Raw genomic sequence first — 20,986 nt, 5'->3', positions numbered from 1 at the left:
GATCCCATACAATTCGTTATATTTGCACGAATATATTCCAGATTGAATGAAAGCGCATTTTACTATATATGTTTTATTTTTGCTTATCGTATCTTCCTTGTATTCCTGCAAATCGGCGAAGTTGAGCGATGCCGAGGAGAAGCAGCGTATCGGGGAATACTATGAGGCAGCCGCCATTTATCGTAAAGTTTACACGAAAACATCCCCGAAGAAAAGGGATTTGCGCGGCTATATCGCTTACCGTATGGCCGAATGTAACCGGTTGATCAATAATACGGCGAAAGCGACTAGCGCCTATATGAACGCCATCCGCTATGATTATCCGGATAGTACCGTCTATCTACGCATGGGACAGATGTTACAGAAGACCGGACGTTATCCGGAAGCGATCAAGAACTACGATATCTATATGGAGAACGATCCTAGCAATTTATTAGCCATCAACGGCATACAAGGATGCGAGTTAGCTCCCGGATGGAAAAAGAACCCTACCCGCTACGAGGTAAGGCGCATGGATAAATTCAATTCCCGCCGGGGAGAATTCAGTCCGATGCTGGCTGGAGATAAATACGACCAACTATACTTCGCTTCTTCCCGCTCGAAAGACAAAGACGCGAAAGTTAGCGCCATCACCGGGCAAAATAACAATAACCTCTTCCTTGTCAAGCAAGACGAGAAAGGGGCTTGGCTAGCTCCCGTAGAGCTTGAAGACGAGGTGAATACGGAATACGACGAAGGAACCCCCTCTTTCTCCCCCGATGGAAACACGATGTATTATACCTATTGCGCCCAAGATCCGGAAGGCCCTCGTACCGCCGAGATTTACATATCTACCCGAAGCAGCGCCAAATGGGGAAAAGGAACCCGTGCGACGATCGTAAAAGACTCGGTTACCGCCCTCGGCCATCCTTCCATCTCGCCGGACGGCAAATACTTGTATTTCGTATCCGACGCCGTGGGCGGTTTCGGTGGCAAGGATATTTTCCGTGCCCGGGTAGCGGGAAACGATTTCGGCCCGATGGAGAACCTAGGAGAAGAGATCAACACCCCGGGAGACGAGATGTTCCCGTATGTCCGGGATTCCGTCACCCTTTATTTCGCGTCCAACGGACATCCGGGAATGGGCGGTCTCGATCTGTTCAAGGCCACGCAAGACAGTACAGGGAAGTGGAATGTCGAGAACCTAGGCGCTCCCATCAACTCTATGGCAGACGATTTCGGTATCACCTTCGCCGGAAAAGAGGAACGAGGCTTCTTCTGCTCCAACCGCAACGACGCACGGGGCTATGACCATATATATTCCTTTGAACGGCCTACGATCACCATCTTCATCGAAGGAATCGTAAACGATGTCGATGAATATCCGATCGAGGACGCTACCGTACGCATCGTCGGAAAAGACGGACTGAACGTGAAAGTCCCGGTCAAGAAAGACGGTACCTATCGTGTCGAGTTGGAACGGGACATCCGTTATGTCATGATGGCCAGCGCCCGTGGTTACCTCAACCAGAATTACGAGTTGCATACCGGCCCCGAGGAGAAAAACGAGACGTATATCGTGGATTTCTTTCTCTCTCCGATCAGCAAGCCAGTTGTTATCGATAACATTTTCTACGATTTCGATAAAGCGACCCTTCGTCCGGAATCCAAGAAAGCTTTGGACGAGATGATCAAGATGCTGAACGATAACCCGAACGTAACGATCGAACTGGGTGCCCACACGGACCGGAAAGGTACGGACCAGTATAACGAGCGTTTGGCTCAACGCCGTGCGCAATCGGTCGTGGATTACCTAATAGCGGGAGGTATCGAGGCGGCTCGTCTGGAAGCGAAAGGATATGGAGAAAGCGTTCCCAAGACGATCAACAAGAAGATGGCCAAGCAATTCGATTTCTTGAAGGAAGGCGATGTGCTTACCGAGGAATTCATCCTTGCCCTGCCGCCGGAACAGCAAGAGATCGCCGACCAGATCAACCGCAGAACGGAATTCAAGGTCTTACGTACAAACTATAACTTATTTTGAGGGAGCAAAGAGCGTGATCTCCTTAAAAGAGACCGGCCAATCGATCGCACTCATCAGCACATCGAAGGACAGGCGTTGCTGATAAGAGACCGAGGACTCCCTTGAATACAAGTCATGAGCTACCAAACCGATCATCATCTTAACCTTATAATGCAATTCCTTGGATAGTACCAAGCAGGCAAGTACACTCAAATCTCTCGCTTCTTCCCAATCCCGATCCGCAAAACACATCTCCCTTTGAAGTGCCGGATAATGACGAGTCCGCATGATCAGATCTGGATCACGGACCTCACACGCACCTTCCACTACATCCAATAATATACGACAGACAGCCAAACGTTGCTTTTTAATTACCTCCATATACGTTTCCCTCAAACCGGACCGTTCACCTTGTTCGGTATTTCTATATGCTACAAAAAAGAAGCGTGGGAACTGTTAATCTACTATTCGAAACTGAGGCATCGCCAATAACCTACACTACAAAAACCAATATCAATTAAACTACAACTAAAAGCAATTATTATCAGCTATTTGAGTAATTTATCACAATAGGAAACAAGGCTTAATTTGTCTTTCTTTTGGTGATTATTGAGTTATTTTTGTTGCTTGTTTGTTACTTGTATTTGTCGAGTAACAAAAAATGCCTATATTTGCCAGTGGTAACAAATCAACATTATAGCTATGGCAAAGAAGAAAAAAGCCCTCAAAGCCAAAGAACCTATCAAGCTAAGGGCAAAAAGTCTATCCAATGGCAATAAAAGCCTCTATTTGGATATTTACAAGGATGGTAAAAGAACTTATGAATTTTTAAGGCTGTATATCATTCCAGAAGTGGACGAAACGGCAAAGGCAAGAAATGCAAATACCTTACAGGCTGCAAACGCTATCAAGGCACAAAAGATTATAGAACTTACAAACGATGAGGCAGGAGTAACAAAAAACGCCTCACGTTCCAAGATGCTTTTGATTGATTGGATGAGGCATTATAGTGACCACAAACTAAAGACGGGGCAAAGTGCCGCTTTTCATATCCAGATAGACAAAGCGATAAAACACCTTATAAAATACAGAGGCGATACCGTTACAATGAAAGAAGTTGATAAGCCTTATTGTTTGGGCTTTATTGACTATCTGAATAACGCCAAAAGGAAAGACGGTAAACTAATGGCTAAAGTAACAACAGCAGGTTATTTTAGATGCTTGAATTGTGCCTTAAACCTTGCTGTAAAAGAAGAAATTATACCTTACAACCCTATCACAAAGATTAATCCAGACGATAGGATTAAGATACCAGAAAGCACACGTGAATATTTGACGGTTGATGAGATTAAATTACTGATAGCCTCCAAGTGCATCAATGAACCCACCAAACAGGCTTATTTGTTCAGTTGCTTTTGTGGTTTAAGATTAGGTGACATACAGGCTTTGACATGGGGCGATGTTATTTTAGACGGTAGCCAATACAGGGTAAAGATTGTAATGAAGAAAACCCAAAAGACTTTGTATTTGCCTTTGTCTGATGAGGCTTTAAAGTGGATGCCCAAACGGGACGATGCAAAGGACACTGATAAAATCTTTCATTTGCCTTATGCAACTTATATCAATGTAGTACTGAAAACGTGGGCACAAAATAGCGGTATCACAAAAACGATAACTTTCCACACCGCTAGGCACACCTTTGCAACTATGATGCTTACTTTAGGGGCTGATTTGTACACAACAAGCAAACTGTTAGGACATACACAGGTGAAAACTACTACCATTTATGCAAAGATAGTGGATAAGAAAAAGGATGAGGCGGTAAACCTTGTAAATAACGTGTTTAACAAATAAAGTGGTAACGTGAAAATTCCAGAAATTAATTGCATTCTATCTGACAGAGAAATAGCGGACATGGTAGATGGTATTTATAAGCAAAACCATGAATACTATACTATTGATGAAAACGGCTTTATATTAGGCTATAAAGACCAAAAACGGCTTGCAGAGAAAGAGTATCTTACAGAACTTCTTTGCAAATGGAGAAATATTAATAGATGGTTGAACAATGGAGCATCTCCGTATGAACGTGTAACGCTCGCTATGATTGAAGAAAAAGAAAAAGAGCGTGATACCCTCTACAGGCAAATAGAAAATGCCTTAAACGGGAAATTTGTTATAAATAATAATGAAGAAAATTTGCCAAACGTATTAAATACTGATAAGGCTAAAGCTATTTTGCAAAAAGTTATTGCAGCAGAATTATGCGATAGTAATTATAAATGGAATGGTACAATACAGCTATTATCCTATTTTGCTGATAGAATGAGCCGCTATTTGAAATTAACGAATAAGATGGATAAGGACGGCAATATACAAACCAGTTGGAAACCTTTTGAAACTCTATTTGGATATGAGGGGAAAGTACAAGGAATAGATAAATTGAAGGGGGCAAAGCAGAATTGGATGAAAAACAATACCAAATTTGAGCCGACAGGACATGAAAAAGTAGATGCCCTATTTGAGTAATTCACATACCTTACACACTCTAACACACCGCTTTCATAACGGTGTGTTTTTTTGTAGTTATCATTATCGATTTTTGTACCATGTTTAACAGGCAGAGGGGCGAGTGTACATAGTTCCAACGTCGCAAAGCAGAAAATTGACATGGAAGAAAAGATAAATCAAATTTTAGTTTATTCCTTGTTAGCAGCAAAAAATGTGCTAACCTTGGAAGATGTAGCCTTATTGACAGGGTTAAGTAAATCTCATTTGTACCGTTTAACGTGTACCCACCAGATACCCTATTATCGTCCAAACGGGAAACAAATATACTTTGACCGTTCAGAGGTGGAAGCGTGGATGAAACAGAACCGAGTAGCGACCATAAAGGAGACAGAACAACAGGCTATTGCCTATGTGGTTACAGGAAAGAAAGGGGGAAACTTATGATAACGCCCAATATTCTTTATTATGCACGTCTGGAATTTGATGCAACAAGCAAGAAAACGCCCAAATATGTAGTGACAGCACAAGCGGGTTATTATCCACCGATAGAAACTATTACAGGCAGGAACGGTAAAGTATCAATGTACCTTATGGAAAAGCTGAAAGAGAACGCAAATGTTCCATCTATAAGACTACAGGCTAAAAATGGCTTGAATTTTACAGGTTTGAAAGATTATTTTGTGGACGGTAAACTAAGTGGCTTTGCTTATGGCTACCCGTTGGCAGATAAGACATACAGTGCCAAGAACAAGGTTAACCCGTTCTTTGAGTATAAAGATGATGGCTTTTTGTTTATTGTTCACCAAGACGATAAAGCGGTAACAGAAACGGAAAAGATTAGACCGTCTTTTATTGAATTGATTGTTTTAGATGGTGCAAAAGTCTTGATTTCCTCTTATTGCAAACAACTTGTGATGGGTGGCTTTAATGAAGTATTGGATGCTTTGAGGAAACAAGCCAAATAAAGAAGTTCCTTATAATAAGTTGTAGGTTGTACCCAAATTTTGGTAACAATGTATGATAAGTTAAAGCTACTCTACCCAAGAATGAGAGGTACACCAGACATAAGCGGTTATCTGGATAAGGCAAAAGAGCAAACCGACCTTAAAACGGGGGAAGTTTGCATCTTTGGCAGTCTGGACGGGTTGAAAGTGTCTATCTATACAGGCGGTTACTCCATTATAGGCAGTTTGGCAAAATACCTATATCCAAGCAATGTTTATCCACTTGACAGACATAGTACCGTCCAAGCGATAGAAAAGCTATCAGACGCTTTACATATAGATATGAAAGAGGCTAAAGTTACAGGGCTTGAATTTGGGACACAGTTTGTAATGAGGAAACCAGTAAATGAATATCTGAAAAAGTTAGGCGATATGCCTAAGTTGGCACGTTATCACTTTGATGTAGGTACGCTTTACTACAAGCACAAAGGAAAACAGCAACCCAAAGTATTTTGTTTTTATGATAAAAGGGCTGATGCTGATGCAAAAGGGTTGATAATACCAGATGGTTTTACTGAAACCAACTTGCTAAAATATGAAATGAGATTGAACGGGCGGTTATCTCAACAAATAGGAGTTCCAGAGGTGCAAGCCTCAACATTATCAGAAAGTAAGTTTTACAGGTTACTTGTAAGGAAGTGGCAGGCACACTATTTTTCAATATCCAAGTTGAACCAGCTAAAAACAGAGGTTATGAGTGAAATTAAAACCGTTTCAGATGCTTTTGATGTGTTAGTGGCACGTTTGATAAGCCAAAGCGACCAAAGCCAAATAACGACTTTTCTAGAAGAATTGAAAGAAGCAAAAGTGTTTGGTGACAGGAAGTGCTACACAAGGCTAAAGAAGAAAATTATTGAAGTGGCAAACAAGGCAAGCGTTTCTATATCCGATGAAGATATAAAGGAACTTGATGATGAGATTAAGAATGTTGGAGCATACGTGTAATTACAAGACCCTTATAATAAGTTGTATGTTGTTACCAAAAATTGGTAACAGGTAGAGACCCCAAGTGCAAGTTTTAGTGTATATCCCTAAAATTATAAAATGTCCTATATGGTTATGTAGTATTCTACAATAATACAGATTCAGCCCTTTTTCTTTGTCCTTTATTGACTTATACTTATCTTTGCCGTGTAAAATTTGGAAATATTAGCGTTAGCTATTATTCAATGGAGTAAAAAACGACCAATAAAAATTACAGACCGTTGAGTAATGAGTGAACGCCCGTGCTATGCGTGGGCTGTACTTATTATTGGTCTGTGGGTTACTTGGTCGTACCTTTACTCCGATAACGTGCAAGCCCACGTTATTTTTTACATGGTCTGTATTACGATTATCAATAAAAAACATACAGATTATGAGAAAGATTCTATTTTTATTCATAGTAGTAGTTTTCTTCTATGGATGTAGCAAGGACAATGAAGATAAATCAAATGACGCTTATCAAATTGAGTTTGTTAATGGAAAGGAATATACTCAAACTTTCTATTTTGGGAACCATTTTATTTATAGTGAAAATAATAAAGTAGGAACCGGGTGTAATATCATTTCTTCTTGTAATAGACTATCTTTCACAATCAAAGATAATGAAGTTGGTTTTTACGAGATTTGCCCTCCGGTTGATTTGAGAAATGAGGAAATAAAATTAAACGAAAACTTGGATAGTCAAAATTTTAGATATTACCTTATTGCAGATATACACTTTTCATATCCCATAACATCCACTTTAAATATGCAACTTAAAAGCCAATGGAAAATAGTGATTGGAAGGATGGAAGAATATGTTTATAATGGACAGATTTATAATCGTTTAATCATTGTAGAATAAGACTTTGTTTTTGAACACTAATAGAGGTTGGACATTTTTAATTAGGCTGTTTAATTTAGATTCAGTATATTTGTATCAGAAAAGCCCACAAGCCCAATAAAAAGGCTATTTTGTTACTGATTTGTTACCCACTTTCAAAACAAAGTGGGCTTTTTGTTTAAATATCAATCAATTACAGCAAAAACTATTGGTAATCGCCAAACACCCATCGGACAAATAATAAACAACAGCCCACGCCTTATTACGTATACTATTAGGCAGTATATATAACAAGCGTGAGCGTTTAGTTGCCTATTATCTCTGTCCGACTTGAAACTTGGCGATTTTCAGTTCCAAAGATAATATCTTAAACGCTTATCGTAATCACACTTTGATTCATAAACCCTTGAATTTCCACAAGAGTTTACTTTATCGATACAAATATAACGCTTTTTCTCATACATCATATGGATTTATTTTTCTCTTTTAAAATCTATTGGGAAAAGATAGCGTATACTCTCTAGCGATAAATTCTTCCACTATAAACAAGATGCTTCCGTGAGTAAAAAAGAGAGGCGCATATACATCCTATTTATGTATATACGCCTCACCATTATGTGGATATTTCCAAATCCGGAACTTTCTTCCTTATTTACTCTACCGAGAACTTATAAATACACTCACTCGTATATTTCTCGCCCGGACGAAGCACTACGCTCGGGAATGCCGGCTGGTTCGGGCTATCCGGGTAATGTTGAGTCTCCAGACATAGAGCGCCACGATGCGGGTAAACCACACCTAACTTGCCTTTATCACCCGCTTTCGTCATTGAGTTGCCGGCATAGAATTGAAGACCCGGCTCATTGGTGTAAACTTCCATAACGATACCGCTTGTCGGAGATACAACTTTAGCGGCTACCTTATTGATATCGCCGGCGGCGTTCAAAATCCAGTTATGATCGTAACCACCACCATAAACCAATTGCGTAAACGGATTGTCGATATCAGCGCCTACCACTACCGGTTTGCGAAGATCCATCGGTGTGCCTTCCACGGGTTCGATACCGGTCGGGATCAAAGTCTCGTCCACCGGGTTATATGTATCCGCATCGATCATGATCGTATGATCCATGATTTGCGAGCCGGGGACACCGGAAAGATTGAAATAACTATGGTTTGTCAAATTCACGACAGTAAGTTTATCCGTCGTAGCCTCGTACTTAATATCAACGGCGTTATCATCCGTCAACTTATAGATCACCTTGATATCCAGATTACCGGGGAAACCTGCCTCACCGTCTTTCGATAGATAAGTCAACTCCAAGGTTTGGTCATCGACCTGTTTCGCGTCCCAAACTACCGCATGATATCCCTTCGGACCTCCATGCAAGCAATGGCCGTTATTATTCTGCGGAAGTTGATACTCCGTTCCGTCCAACGTAAACTTACTATTCGCGATGCGGTTGCCATAGCGTCCGATCAAGGCACCATAATTCATGTCTGGGTTCGCCACGTATTGCGCGATATTATCGTAACCCAGCACCACGTCCGTCATCTTACCGTTCTTATCAGGCACCATCACGGAAACCAAGCGTCCGCCCCAATTCGTTACGCAAGCCTCAGCCCCTTTCTTATTCTTCAACACATACAAAGCAGTCGGCTTACCATCTACCTCAGATACAAAATCCGACTTCATCAAACCAGAAAGAGTGGCCTCTTCCGTAGCCGCCTCCTTCTCATTCTTACCTCCGCATGACAATAACATACACATTGCCATGACCGCAAAACAAAGTTTTTTCATCTCTTTCCTTTAAAATTAATAAATGTTATTCTTCGGGCAAAGATACGCATTCTATCCACATGAGGTCCAATATCCTTACGCATTTTCTCGGGAATCCTTACCGATTTCCTCCCGAAGTACTACACTCTTCCTCTTGACATCTTAATCATCCACCAATTGGTGGATGATCATGCAACAGCCGTTGGAAGATCATGCAACAGTTGGTAGATGATCGTCCAACAGATGATAAATAAGCTATACCTTCATACAAATCCCCTAATACCTCCCGAAGAAACCGCCAAGGATACATGAAGAAACCGTTTGAATCCTCAACCGATTTCATATTTTGACCCGTTATTCTAGTATAATACGATTCACTTTTGTACATTTGCACACTATTGTAATAAGTGAGTAATGAAACAATATTTAGAGCTGCTCAATAGAGTGCTTACCGAGGGAGTTAGAAAAGAAGACCGGACGGGTACGGGAACGATCAGCGTATTCGGTCATCAGATGCGGTTCAATCTGGAAGAGGGATTCCCGCTACTCACTACCAAGAAGCTGCATCTGAAGTCTATCATCTACGAATTGTTATGGTTCCTGAATGGAGATACCAACGTAAAATATCTGCAAGATCATGGCGTACGCATCTGGAACGAGTGGGCCGACGCGGATGGTAGCCTTGGGCATATATACGGTTACCAATGGCGGTCATGGCCGGATTATAAAGGAGGATCTATCGACCAGATCACCGAGGCCGTGGAGACGATCAAGCATAACCCGGATTCACGACGAATCATTGTAAGCGCATGGAACGTGGCGGACTTAGACAACATGAACCTGCCTCCTTGCCACGCTTTCTTCCAGTTTTACGTGGCGAACGGACGGTTGAGCCTACAATTGTATCAACGTAGCGCGGATATTTTCCTTGGCGTTCCGTTCAACATTGCCTCCTATGCCTTGTTATTACAAATGATGGCACAAGCTACCGGCCTTAAAGCGGGAGATTTTGTTCATACGTTGGGAGACGCCCATATCTACAGCAACCATTTGGAGCAAGTTAAGTTACAATTGACACGTGAGCCACGTGCGTTGCCCCGTATGGAGATCAACCCGGACGTAAAGAGCATCTTCGATTTTAAGTTCGAGGATTTCAATTTGACCGGATACGACCCACATCCCCACATCAAGGGAGAAGTGGCCGTCTGAGAATTGGCAGTTGACGATGGACAGTTGACAGTTAATTCATAAATCATAAATTACAAATCATAAATCAATAAGTCTATGAGTACAATTTCTATCATCGCAGCAATCGCAGATAAAAGCGCGATCGGAAAGAATCAGCAATTATTATGTCACATGCCTTCAGACATGAAGCGTTTCAAGGAATTAACCACGGGACATGCGGTAATCATGGGACGTAAGACATTCGAGTCTCTCCCTGTAGCGCCACTGCCCAATCGGAAGAATGTCGTATTGACGACTATGCCCGAAGCTGGTTTCGTGAATTGTTTCGCTTGCGAGTCTATGGGGGCCGCTCTGGATTTATGTGAGAAAGAGGACGAGATATTCATCATTGGCGGCGCGTTGGTCTACAGACAGGCTTTGAGAATAGCCGACAAAATGTATATTACCCGCATCCATCATGAGTTTCCCGACGCTACCTCGTTCTTTCCCGTCGTAAACTGGGACCTTTGGGAAGAGACTGAACGTGAGGAGTATCCCGCAGACGAGAAGAACCCTTACCCCTACACCTACATCACCTACGTGCGCAAAAAATAAACATTAACGTACGTTTTACAACTTTTTGCTCTTTCTTTGTATCTATATAGGAAAGGTTTATTGTTAAACTTATAAAACCCAAAAGATATGAAGATAAGAGCAATTATTTTATCTGCCCTGATACTTTGCGGCATCTCGGCGGTTATTATGTATAGCCGGGCCGCCCAGCCTCAACAAAAAAGTTCTGTTATCACGCAAGCTATAAACGATAAGAATACCCCTATGGTGATCAAGAATCTTATCCTTAAAATGAAAGAACAGATGGAGGTAAACGATGATCAGTTCCCGGAACTGATCAAGGAGGTGGAGAATTACACCAACAGTTGCGCCGACTCGGCTTCCGTGGCGGTATTACATTCCATGCTGGCGGAGATGTATCAGAATTACTACCAACGGAACCAGTGGACCATCAACCAAAGAACCCAATTAAGCGGTTATATCCCGGAGGATATCCGGGTATGGACTTCCAACTTATTCACGGATAAGATCAAGGAAGAGATCGATTTATCATTGCGACCTACGGCCTTATTGCAAAATACGCCTGTCAGCAAGTTCAAGGATATTCTGGAGATCGGAAAGGACTCGCAAACCCTGCGTCCGACCCTCTATGAGTTCCTTGCCTTCCGGGCACTGGACATCCAACCGACCGTACAGATCTATAAAGACTTGATCGCCTTTCAAAATAAGGAGCCGAATATGAAATCGGTCCTCCTTACGGAATTGGATTACCTACGATTCCTTTACGGGGATAAAAGGGATAAAGAGTCTTTTGAGGCTTACATGAACGCATTGGATGAGCTTTACAGGAACTTAGCTTCTCAAAACTATGCAGCCGAGATCTTAATCGCCAAATTGGATTTGGTTAGCGGCAGTATGTTTCGTTACGTCTCTACCCAATGGGATTCTATCAAAGCGGAAGAGGTGAAACTATGCGAGGAGGGTATCAAGCGGTATTCCGGTTACCCTCGCACGGCTATCTTAAAGAATCGCTTGGCGCAATTGGAACAACCTACTTTATCCGCATCTACAAACAATACGGTTTATCCGGGACAGCAACTGGGGATCAAGCTGGAATATAAGAATGTACAGAAAGTCATCGTACAAATCTATCGAAGCTCGAAAACACCTTTACAAGCGGCAGCCCATACATCCGCAAAAAAATCAAGTGGCAGCACCTTGGGACAACTCGTAAATGAGAAGACATTCTCTTTGCTACTGCCCAACACCTATTCGCAGCAAGATACGACCTTACATATATCTATGGATCAACCGGGATTGTATGAATGTGTCGTAACCGTACCCGGACAACAGCTAAAGACGATCAATACGGTTAGCGTAACCCGATTGGCCGCGATCTATCGTAATCTTTCCGGTAATAAACAAGAGGTCATGGTTACCGACTATCTTAGCGGGAAGCCTGTTGATGGGGCTATCGTTACCTATTACGGAGGTCAGCGTCGTAGCTTGCAAGAACTGGGTACCGTCAAGACAGACCGGGAAGGCTTGGCCACGCTTCCGGCGAACAGTCAAGTATTGGCGTTCCAAGCCAGCAGACCGGGAGATACCAACGCTATGTTGACAAATATCTACCCGATGGGTTCCGGCCACAAACCGGAAAAGAACCCGGTAGAAGTCTCGATCTTTACGGACCGTGGACTTTACCGTCCGGGACAAACCATTTTCTTCAAAGGTCTCGCCTACGTAAAAGACTCGAACGACCCGCATGCCGTGGCCGGACAGACTTTTACGGTGACTTTGTATGACGCTAACGGGAAAGAGCTAGCCCAGAAGAAATTCACGACTAATGACTTCGGTTCTTTTAACGGCGAGTTCTCCATCCCCAAACAGACCCTAAGCGGCGTCTTCCGGTTAAGTACCGGACAGATGAGCGTATATATTCATGTAGAGGAATACAAACGCCCGACTTTCCAAGCGTACTTCCTCCCGATCAAGGGCGATATCGCTTTCGGCGATTCCGTTACCATACAAGGCAAGGCGGCTACATTTTCCGGCGTGTCGCTACCCAGCGGAGATGTCACTTGGCGTATTACACGCAGGCCCTTCCTGTTGTGGAGGTATTTCCGTCCGAGCGCTCCGACACAAGTTGCGGAAGGGAGTACCACCCTTTCCGGCGATGGAACATTCAACGTATCTTTCCGTCCCCAAAAAGAGGAGGATACGAATCCATACGCTTCCGCATACCAGACCTACGAGGTATCGGCTACCGTAACCGATAGCAAGGGAGAGACCCAAGAGGCAAATTACACCTTCTCGGTAGGAGAATCCAGTATCGTCTTATTCACGAACCTACCGCCACAAATCGAGAAAGACTCGGTAAAAGCCGTAGTCGAAGCCCGGACAATCAATGGGGAGATGGTTTCCACCTCCGGTACTTTCAAGATCGTAGAACTGATCGCAAACCGATCCGATAAGAATAGCGGAGAGAGCTATCAAGAAGGCAAGCAAGTAGCTTCCGGTAGCTTTACCAGTGGCAAAGAAATCAGTCCGGCTATTTTCAACCCATTGCCCTCCGGGCGTTACCGTATTTTAGTAGAAGCCAAAGATAGCCAAGGACGGCAGAGTAAGAACCAGTCCGATTTCATCCTATACGGAAAGAACGACAAGCGTCCTCCCGTATTTACCCATACTTGGCTGCTGAAAGAGAAGACAACTTGTTTACCCGGGGAGGAAGCGGAAATCGTATTCGGCACCTCCGACAAGGACGCCTACGTACTCTATGAATGGTTTGCCGGAAATAACCGCATCCATCATGAGTTGATTAAGCTAAGTGACGCGAACCATCGGTTTAAGATCCCGTTCAAGCCGGAATATGGAGAGGGAATCATCGTATCCTTTACGTTCGTAAAAGAAGGTGAACTATATATTACCCAAGTACCCGTAGAGCTTCAGCTACCCAACCGGCAGTTGACCATCAAGCCGATAACCTTCCGGGATCGTTTACTTCCGGGAAGTAAAGAGAGCTGGAAATTCCGTATCACCGACGCGGACTCCACGATCGTATCCGCCGAGGTACTGACCAGCATGTATGATGCCTCGCTAGATAAAATCATACCATTCAATTGGTATTTCTCCCCGCGGCGAACGATCCTGCTACAAGCTCCCCGTTTCTCAACCGGAGCCGGATTCCAGCGTAGTTATCAATATGACCAGACAGAGGCCAAGTATATAAAAGTACCTCAATATCAGTATGACCGTTTAAATTGGTTCGGTCTATTCAATGAGATTGTCATACGAGGATACGGCTCCAGCAACCGGGCTTTCGCCACGGGTGGTATCATGCTGAAATCCGCGGCAGCCCCAGTAGTGGCGGAATCCATGAACATCATGGAAGACAGCGCCGTGTTAGAAGAGCCTAGTGTGGAATCTACGGAAGGGGAACCCGTGTTCAGCCTATCCGATCCTTTCGCCAAAGAGAGCAGCCTGCCGGTAAGTCCAGAGCAAACCCGGCGGAACTTCGCGGAAACCGCCTTCTTCTACCCGACCTTACAAACGAACGAGGAAGGAGACGTATTCGTAAATTTCACCCTGCCGGAAAGTAATACGACTTGGAAACTACAGCTATTGGCCAACACCCAAGACCTAAAATACGGTCTGCTTACGAAAGAGGTCATTAGCAGCAAACCCTTGATGGTTCTACCGAATCTGCCTCGTTTCGTCCGCCAAGGGGATGAGGTCAGCATCAGCACGCAAGTCATCAACAATTCCAAGGAAGCGGTATCCGGCCGTGTACGCATCGAACTATTCGATCCCGCTACAGACCAACCGATTATCTGCTTGAGCAAGTCACAACGTCCGTTTGAGTTGCAACCGGATAGCATCGCTACTGTAAGCTGGATGATCCCAGTCCCCAAACAGATCAACCTACTGGGCGTACGTATCCTAGCCGACTCTGAAAAGGGAAGCGACGGGGAGCAGCAGATCGTACCTGTTCTTTCCAATCAATTGCTCATCACGGAAAGTACCCCGTTCTATTTGCTCAAGGAAGGAGAGAAACAAATCCGTATCTCCGGGAACTCGGAGGGAGCGACACCATTCCGTCTCACGCTGGAGATGACCGGGAATCCGATTTGGTACGCGGTACAGGCATTACCGACGATCACACAGCCGAACAATGATAATATCTTATCTTGGTTTGCCGCTTATTACAGCAATACGTTGGCTTCCTATATCGCCCAAGCCCATCCCCGCATCCAGAAAGTGATCAACCAATGGACCGCTCAAGGAGGGAATGCCTCTACTCTCTATTCAAACTTGGAAAAGAACCAAGAGCTGAAGAACATACTCTTGGAGGAGACGCCTTGGGTACTAGCCGCCGATAACGAGACAGAGCAAAAACAACGCTTGTCTTTATTGTTCGACCTAAACCGTGCGGACGGATTACGGGAAGCGGCCTTGCAACAACTGATCCAACAACAGAACGAAGAGGGTGGATGGAGCTGGTTCAAAGGTTTCCCCGCAAGCCGTGCGATCACTCTTTCTATCCTGAAAGGTATGTCACAGCTTGTACAGCTAAACGCGATCCAATATGGGCAAGCGGAGAAAGAGATGCAAATGAAGGCCCTCAAGTTCTTGGACAAAAGTATGCAAACGGATTATGAGAACTTGCTGAAATACGATAAGAAATGGCAAAACGCATGGCCCTCGCCGGAGCAGGTAGAGTTCTTATTCGTCCGCAGTTCCTACCGGGATATCCCGGAACTGGGAGACGCCCGGGAAGCGATCCGTTTCTATACGAACCAAGCGGAGAAGCACTGGAATCAATATTCCTTAATCAGTAAGGGCGAAATCGCCTTGTTAATGCATCGAAACGGTAAAAAGGAGGTGGCGACAGCGATCCTGACATGGCTAAAGAAGACCGCTACGATCTCCGAGGAGAAAGGTATGTATTGGGCAAACAACCGCAGGGGGAGTGATTATTTCACCTCACCGATCGACACGCATTGCTTATTAATGTCCGTCTTTAACGAGATCGCACCGGATACCCAGAATACAAACCGGATGAAACAATGGTTGCTAAACCAGAAACGTACACAAAACTGGGAATCCGTACCCGCCACGGTAAACGCCATTTACGCCTTGCTACTCACGGGTAGCGATTGGCTGAACACGCAAAACACCTGTGTAGCGACATGGGACGGCAAGACCTATAGTACCGCGGAAGGGGAAATCGCCACCGGTTACCTCAAAACGATACTTCCGAACGAGCCGGCAAATAATTCCGCCAACCCCGTGCTCTCGATCCGCAAGGAAGGAAACACGCCGGCATGGGGAGCTGTTTACGAGCAATACTTCCAAGAGATCGACAAGGTAAAAGGACAAAAAGGGGTGTTGAGTGTCGAGAAGAAATTATTCGTCGAGACCAATAACGGTACCAACCGCCAAATCCGTCCCGTAACACCGGAGCAACCGCTCCGCATCGGAGACAAGGTAATCGTTCGGCTAACGATCCGGACAGACCGTGAAATGAATTACGTATTCTTGAAAGATCTACGTGCGGGCTGCTTCGAACCGGCCGATCAACTTTCCGGCCCGGAATCAAGAGACGGTATCTGGTATTACAGATCCCCGAAAGACGTATCCGAGAATTTCTTCATCAATCGTCTGCCGGAAGGTACGTTCGTCTTGGAATATCCGGTCTACGTATCCCGTAGCGGCGAATACGCCGGAGGTATCAGTACGATTCAATGTATGTACGCCCCGGAATTCGTGTCGCACACCGCCGGAGAAAGCTTGCGGATCATGCCCTAAACAAGCCTTTTCTTACAATGCCCGTTCTAACCTCCTTACAATGCCCAGTATAAGGAGGTTAGAATGGGCACCGTAAGAAGGTAAGAATAGGCATCGCAAGAAGCGTTATCTTCCTCTAATTTTCAGTTTTCAATTCTCAACTTTCAATTGAAATGACTATCTTTGTAATTCGAATTAAAACTAAACGATAAGATGAAACAAATAGTTTTTATTTTCATGGCGATCCTGTTAGCGACAGGAATGGCTTCGGCTCAGAAGAAAGCAGTTATTTCCGCGGAAACAACCAGTTTCGACTTCGGTACCATCAAGGAAGCGGACGGAAAAGTATCCCATACGTTTGAAGTATCCAATACGGGCGATATGCCTCTGGTCATTACACGTGTAATCGCGTCTTGCGGATGTACGACCCCGGAATGGCCGAAAGAACCGGTAGCTCCGGGTAAGAAAGCCCAGATCAAGGTTACTTTCGATCCGGCAGGACGTCCGGGTCCTTTCACGAAGACCATTTCCGTATACAGTAACGGGAAAACCGGAAGCTTCATCATGAACATCCGGGGAGAGGTTGAATAAGAAATACGTAAAAAACCCCCAATTGGAATGCTGAATATAAAAAGGTTGATCCTTGCTCTTACAGCAATTATATCTATAACGACAGCTTGGGCACAACAAGGCGCCCAAATCTTGTCGGACGAGTTGACTTATAATTTCGGGACAATAGCCGAGGCCGATGGATTCGCCAGTCATACTTTCACGATAAAGAATACGGGAGACGCCCCTTTGGTCATTACCCGTGTTACTGCGTCATGCGGTTGTACACGGCCAGAATGGACTAAGTCGCCGATCGCTCCCGGTAAGACCGGTGAAGTTAAGATAACGTATAATCCGAAAGGACGCCCCGGCCCGTTTTATAAAACCGTATCGATATTCAGCAATGGGAAGAAAGGGAGTTACAGCCTAGCCATTAAGGGAAATGTCACCCCGAAACCTTCGCAGCCGGTCTTTACGTATCCTTATTCTATCGGTGATCTGAAGCTGCATACGAAGACTGTTCTATTCAGCAGTATCCGTCCGGAGGAAACGTTGGGCGAGAAGATCAACATTAAGAACGAGGGAAAGACCTCGGCTACGATTCATCTGGGTAAAGTACCTCACTACCTTAACGTACAGGTGAACCCGGCTACCCTTCAACCGGACGAGGTCGGTGCCATTACGATCCTTATGGATGCCAAGGTCCTGAAGCGGAAAGGACGAGTCTCTACGCTTTTGCCGATCATGATACAGAGCGCCGGAAAGAAGGAAGTATCCGGAGAGATCCAGATCTCCGCCAACGTGATCGATAATTTCAGCAAACTATCCGCTGCGGATAAAGCCCAAGCCCCGATAGCGGAATTATCCGGCACTTTACTGGAATTCGGCAAGCTACCGAACAAGAAAAGTATCGTTCCGTTGATCGGTGGTAAGGTATCGGGTACGTTTGAGATTACGAATGCCGGAAAGACTCCGCTCACGATCTACAGCGTCACTTGTGATGATGAGCGTGTCGATTTGTCCGGCGGCAAGAAAGAACTTAAACCGGGAGCGACCGCTACTTTCAAAGTAACCTTGCGACCGAAAGAGATAAAGACAAAACTTGAAGCACTTATTAATGTCGTATGCAACGACCCGAACGGGCCTATCCGCTTGATCAAGGTGACGGCATACAAATAATAGATTGATATGGAACATCCAGAAAACGATGATCAGTACAAGGGATTGAAAGTGAATAAGGGCATTGCGGATGTCCCTACCGTAAATCCTTATATAAAAAAGCGTGTCCAACGCAAGGTATATACGCCTTCCGAATTCGTGGAAGGTATCTTAAAAGGGAATATCACGATACTCAGTCAAGCAGTTACCTTGGTGGAAAGCTCCAAGCATGAGCACCAACAGGTGGCGCAGGAGATTATCGAGAAATGTTTGCCTTTCGCCGGGAAATCGGTTCGTATCGGTATTACGGGTGTTCCCGGAGCGGGAAAGAGTACCTCTATCGACTCTTTCGGTATGCACTTGATCAACCAAGGGCGTAAGCTTGCCGTACTAGCGATCGACCCGAGTAGCGAACGCTCGAAAGGTAGTATCCTAGGAGATAAGACTCGTATGGAGGCCTTGTCGAGAGAGAAAAACGCCTTTATCCGTCCTTCACCATCCGCAGGCTCCTTAGGGGGGGTCGCCCGTAAGACCCGTGAGACGATCGTATTATGCGAGGCCGCCGGTTTCGATACCGTATTCGTAGAGACCGTGGGTGTCGGACAAAGCGAGACGGCCGTACATTCGATGGTGGACTTCTTCCTGTTGATTCAATTGGCCGGTACCGGAGATGAGTTGCAGGGTATCAAACGAGGTATCATGGAAATGGCGGACGGTATTATTATCAATAAGGCGGATGGAGACAATATCGATAAGGCGAATCTCGCCGCCGCTCAATTCCGGAACGCCTTGCATCTTTTCCCACCTTCGGAATCAGGTTGGTTCCCGAAAGTATTGACTTATTCCGGTTATTACAACATAGGTATCAAAGAAATATGGGATATGGTCGGAGAGTACATGGAGTTCACCAAAAAGAACGGCTACTTCGATTACAAACGTAACGAGCAAGCTAAATACTGGATGTACGAAAGCATCAACGACACGTTGCGGGATAAGTTCTATCATAACCCGGCGGTAGAAGGCATGCTGGAACAAACAGAGAAGCAAGTCTTGAACAACGAGATCAGCTCTTTCGTGGCAGCCAAACGAATGATTGATCTATTCTTGGATCATATCGCTACGAAATAAAAGTATAAGAATGTCGCACGATCGGATCATGCGACACTCTTTTTCACTTGAACCTTACATCAATTCCTTTATCTTCTTTCGCTTTCACGGCCAACGTGCGTCCTTGTCTCTTTACCTCTCCTGTGATGAATTCAGGTATATTGTAGGATTTCATAAAGCGAAAATAAAAATCCGTATCCTTCTGGGGTAACAGGAAAGGTTTGCAAGCCTGTCCTTTCTCATCGATATAAGCGATAAACGGTCTTGTATACAAACCATCCATCCGCCGGCTGCTAAACACGATCCAACGGCTATCGCTACTCCATGAATGATAGCTTTCCACATCGTCGCTATTCACCGCCTCCAATGGATAACTTCGCAGAGTCGATAAATCAATCATGTACAAATCGGCATCCTTATGCCAAATAGAGAAATTCCCATAACCGGACAAGGTATAGAGCAAATACTTTCCATCCGGGGAAACCCGGGGAAAAGAAACGCTTTTATCGATCTCCGATGCCTTATATAAAGTATCGACTACCGTCCCGAAACGGCGTGTAGCGGGATCGAACGAGACTGAGCATAGATCGTATCTCACTTGATCGTATTCCTTGGGCATCGTACGGGCTTTAGCCGAACAGAAATAGAGCGTATTTCCATCCGGGGAAAATGTAGGGAAAGTCTCGAACGCTCCCTCTGAAGACAACAGCGGAGAAGTCACGATCTCATGCTTTTGCGTATCATAGACGACCACATCCGAGGCCGAGTCGAATACCTCCACCCGATTCCTATCGTTCATATGAAACGCTTGCTTGGTTTTATTCACAGAGAAAGCGACATATTTTCCGGAAGGATGCCAAGAAGGATAGACTAGCGGAGAAAGGGTCTGATCGGTCTTCGTATTCAGCTTCTCCACCCTATCTCCATCGATCAATAAGGTACAAGAGTAGGTCTCACGCATATGGAAAAGCATTTTCTCCGGATTCTGCATACAGAAAGAATGGCAGTTCATACAGTTATTGCCGCTCATCTTATTTTCGATGATCGCGTTCTCCGTATAATTTTCCAAGTTACGTTGATAGATACCCATACGGTTCCACAGCTCATAGCCCGGTTCGATTAAACGATAAGCCAACCAACCATCGACCGGCTCCTTCGCCACCTTGATGATGAAGGGGGCATACGCGATCCATTCATCATTCACGAAGGCTTGTACGGTTACATTCAGATGATTCCCGGAAGCGGCACGCAACAGCCTTTTCCAACCGGAGGCCGGGATCACAAAACAAGCGTCTTTCCCGGTCTTGATCTCTAATTTCTCCGGGCCACATTCGAGAATGGCACGGGCCTCAGCGCAAGCGTCTTTCAGCTTAAAATTCAAGGGAGCTATATTCGGCGGGATTGTCACATCCACATAATCCGGAAAGATCTCCGGCTTGACTTCCAGATTCTTCTGTATACGTACCGGACCGGAACAAGCCATCAAGCCCAGAATCATCCACAGACATATACATCTTATTATATACATTTTTCTCATC

At 44.7% G+C, this 20,986-nt stretch carries 16 protein-coding genes; 13 read left to right on the top strand and 3 right to left on the bottom strand.

The genetic code is table 11. The annotated features are described in order from the left end of the window. Positions 1-46 precede the first annotated feature (46 nt). On the top strand, positions 47-2,023 hold the full coding sequence (locus BDI_RS18790; RefSeq protein ID WP_008772625.1) for an OmpA family protein: 1,977 nt from the start codon (positions 47-49) through the stop codon (positions 2,021-2,023). On the opposite strand, the gene BDI_RS18785 is transcribed toward BDI_RS18790, so the two are convergent. Then, on the bottom strand, positions 2,015-2,383 hold the full coding sequence (locus BDI_RS18785; protein ID WP_005858880.1) for a hypothetical protein: 369 nt from the start codon (positions 2,381-2,383) through the stop codon (positions 2,015-2,017). The genes BDI_RS18790 and BDI_RS18785 overlap by 9 nt on opposite strands. Positions 2,384-2,704: 321 nt before the next feature. Here BDI_RS18785 and BDI_RS18780 point away from each other — a divergent pair, with 321 nt between their 5' ends. From BDI_RS18780 to BDI_RS18755, 6 genes are all read left to right on the top strand, one after another. After that, positions 2,705-3,856, top strand: coding sequence for a site-specific integrase (locus tag BDI_RS18780; protein WP_012056161.1), 1,152 nt, complete (start codon positions 2,705-2,707; stop codon positions 3,854-3,856). Positions 3,857-3,865: 9 nt separating this feature from the next. After that, the gene (locus tag BDI_RS19945) at positions 3,866-4,531 is read left to right on the top strand and encodes a hypothetical protein (protein WP_012056160.1); all 666 of its coding nucleotides are present in this window, start codon (positions 3,866-3,868) and stop codon (positions 4,529-4,531) included. A 141-nt stretch (positions 4,532-4,672) separates the two neighbouring features. Further along, complete coding sequence (locus BDI_RS18770) at positions 4,673-4,957, top strand: helix-turn-helix transcriptional regulator (protein ID WP_041525631.1); 285 nt, start codon at positions 4,673-4,675, stop codon at positions 4,955-4,957. Next, on the top strand, positions 4,954-5,478 hold the full coding sequence (locus BDI_RS18765) for a hypothetical protein (RefSeq protein WP_012056158.1): 525 nt from the start codon (positions 4,954-4,956) through the stop codon (positions 5,476-5,478). Before BDI_RS18770 ends, BDI_RS18765 begins: the two co-directional genes overlap by 4 nt. A gap of 48 nt (positions 5,479-5,526) precedes the next feature. Continuing rightward, entirely contained in the window at positions 5,527-6,462 is a 936-nt protein-coding gene (locus BDI_RS18760; protein WP_012056157.1) for a phage/plasmid replication protein, read from the top strand. 412 nt (positions 6,463-6,874) lie between these two features. Beyond that, positions 6,875-7,345, top strand: a complete 471-nt coding sequence (locus tag BDI_RS18755; protein ID WP_012056156.1) for a hypothetical protein — start codon at positions 6,875-6,877, stop codon at positions 7,343-7,345. 631 nt (positions 7,346-7,976) lie between these two features. On the opposite strand, the gene BDI_RS18750 is transcribed toward BDI_RS18755, so the two are convergent. Beyond that, complete coding sequence (locus BDI_RS18750; RefSeq protein ID WP_012056155.1) at positions 7,977-9,125, bottom strand: aldose epimerase family protein; 1,149 nt, start codon at positions 9,123-9,125, stop codon at positions 7,977-7,979. Positions 9,126-9,518: 393 nt separating this feature from the next. On the opposite strand from BDI_RS18750, the gene BDI_RS18745 reads away from it, so the two are divergent. The 6 genes from BDI_RS18745 (at position 9,519) to meaB (ending at position 19,469) form a co-directional block, all read left to right on the top strand. Further along, on the top strand, positions 9,519-10,313 hold the full coding sequence (locus BDI_RS18745) for a thymidylate synthase (RefSeq protein WP_005858887.1): 795 nt from the start codon (positions 9,519-9,521) through the stop codon (positions 10,311-10,313). A 75-nt stretch (positions 10,314-10,388) separates the two neighbouring features. Then, entirely contained in the window at positions 10,389-10,886 is a 498-nt protein-coding gene (locus tag BDI_RS18740; RefSeq protein WP_005858889.1) for a dihydrofolate reductase, read from the top strand. An 87-nt stretch (positions 10,887-10,973) separates the two neighbouring features. Next, positions 10,974-16,655 carry an alpha-2-macroglobulin family protein gene (locus BDI_RS18735; RefSeq protein ID WP_012056154.1) on the top strand — a complete coding sequence of 1,894 codons (5,682 nt, stop codon included), beginning with the start codon at positions 10,974-10,976 and terminating at the stop codon, positions 16,653-16,655. A gap of 192 nt (positions 16,656-16,847) precedes the next feature. Next, positions 16,848-17,225 carry a DUF1573 domain-containing protein gene (locus BDI_RS18730; protein WP_005858893.1) on the top strand — a complete coding sequence of 126 codons (378 nt, stop codon included), beginning with the start codon at positions 16,848-16,850 and terminating at the stop codon, positions 17,223-17,225. 27 nt (positions 17,226-17,252) lie between these two features. Then, the gene (locus BDI_RS18725; RefSeq protein ID WP_005858896.1) at positions 17,253-18,362 is read left to right on the top strand and encodes a DUF1573 domain-containing protein; all 1,110 of its coding nucleotides are present in this window, start codon (positions 17,253-17,255) and stop codon (positions 18,360-18,362) included. Positions 18,363-18,371: 9 nt separating this feature from the next. Next, positions 18,372-19,469: a methylmalonyl Co-A mutase-associated GTPase MeaB gene (gene meaB, locus BDI_RS18720; protein ID WP_012056153.1), complete on the top strand. Its 1,098-nt coding sequence runs from the start codon at positions 18,372-18,374 to the stop codon at positions 19,467-19,469. Positions 19,470-19,512: 43 nt separating this feature from the next. On the opposite strand, the gene BDI_RS18715 is transcribed toward meaB, so the two are convergent. Further along, positions 19,513-20,985 carry a TolB family protein gene (locus BDI_RS18715; RefSeq protein WP_012056152.1) on the bottom strand — a complete coding sequence of 491 codons (1,473 nt, stop codon included), beginning with the start codon at positions 20,983-20,985 and terminating at the stop codon, positions 19,513-19,515. Position 20,986: the final 1 nt, after the last annotated feature.

This window comes from Parabacteroides distasonis ATCC 8503 (genome assembly GCF_000012845.1).
Taxonomy (GTDB): domain Bacteria; phylum Bacteroidota; class Bacteroidia; order Bacteroidales; family Tannerellaceae; genus Parabacteroides; species Parabacteroides distasonis.
The sequence above is the reverse complement of the archived record's forward strand: the minus strand, read 5'-3'. Positions and strand labels throughout refer to the sequence as shown.

Excerpts from the sequence above, each read along its gene's own strand:
- BDI_RS18750 (WP_012056155.1), bottom strand. The coding sequence starts at position 9,125 with ATGAAAAAACTTTGTTTTGCGGTCATGGCAATGTGTATGTTATTGTCA.
- BDI_RS18760 (WP_012056157.1), top strand. The coding sequence starts at position 5,527 with ATGTATGATAAGTTAAAGCTACTCTACCCAAGAATGAGAGGTACACCA.
- BDI_RS18735 (WP_012056154.1), top strand. The coding sequence starts at position 10,974 with ATGAAGATAAGAGCAATTATTTTATCTGCCCTGATACTTTGCGGCATC.
- BDI_RS18755 (WP_012056156.1), top strand. The coding sequence starts at position 6,875 with ATGAGAAAGATTCTATTTTTATTCATAGTAGTAGTTTTCTTCTATGGA.
- BDI_RS18745 (WP_005858887.1), top strand. The coding sequence starts at position 9,519 with ATGAAACAATATTTAGAGCTGCTCAATAGAGTGCTTACCGAGGGAGTT.
- BDI_RS18730 (WP_005858893.1), top strand. The coding sequence starts at position 16,848 with ATGAAACAAATAGTTTTTATTTTCATGGCGATCCTGTTAGCGACAGGA.
- BDI_RS18785 (WP_005858880.1), bottom strand. The coding sequence starts at position 2,383 with ATGGAGGTAATTAAAAAGCAACGTTTGGCTGTCTGTCGTATATTATTG.
- BDI_RS18780 (WP_012056161.1), top strand. The coding sequence starts at position 2,705 with ATGGCAAAGAAGAAAAAAGCCCTCAAAGCCAAAGAACCTATCAAGCTA.
- BDI_RS18790 (WP_008772625.1), top strand. The coding sequence starts at position 47 with ATGAAAGCGCATTTTACTATATATGTTTTATTTTTGCTTATCGTATCT.
- BDI_RS18725 (WP_005858896.1), top strand. The coding sequence starts at position 17,253 with ATGCTGAATATAAAAAGGTTGATCCTTGCTCTTACAGCAATTATATCT.
- meaB (WP_012056153.1), top strand. The coding sequence starts at position 18,372 with ATGGAACATCCAGAAAACGATGATCAGTACAAGGGATTGAAAGTGAAT.
- BDI_RS18740 (WP_005858889.1), top strand. The coding sequence starts at position 10,389 with ATGAGTACAATTTCTATCATCGCAGCAATCGCAGATAAAAGCGCGATC.
- BDI_RS18715 (WP_012056152.1), bottom strand. The coding sequence starts at position 20,985 with ATGAGAAAAATGTATATAATAAGATGTATATGTCTGTGGATGATTCTG.
- BDI_RS18765 (WP_012056158.1), top strand. The coding sequence starts at position 4,954 with ATGATAACGCCCAATATTCTTTATTATGCACGTCTGGAATTTGATGCA.
- BDI_RS18770 (WP_041525631.1), top strand. The coding sequence starts at position 4,673 with ATGGAAGAAAAGATAAATCAAATTTTAGTTTATTCCTTGTTAGCAGCA.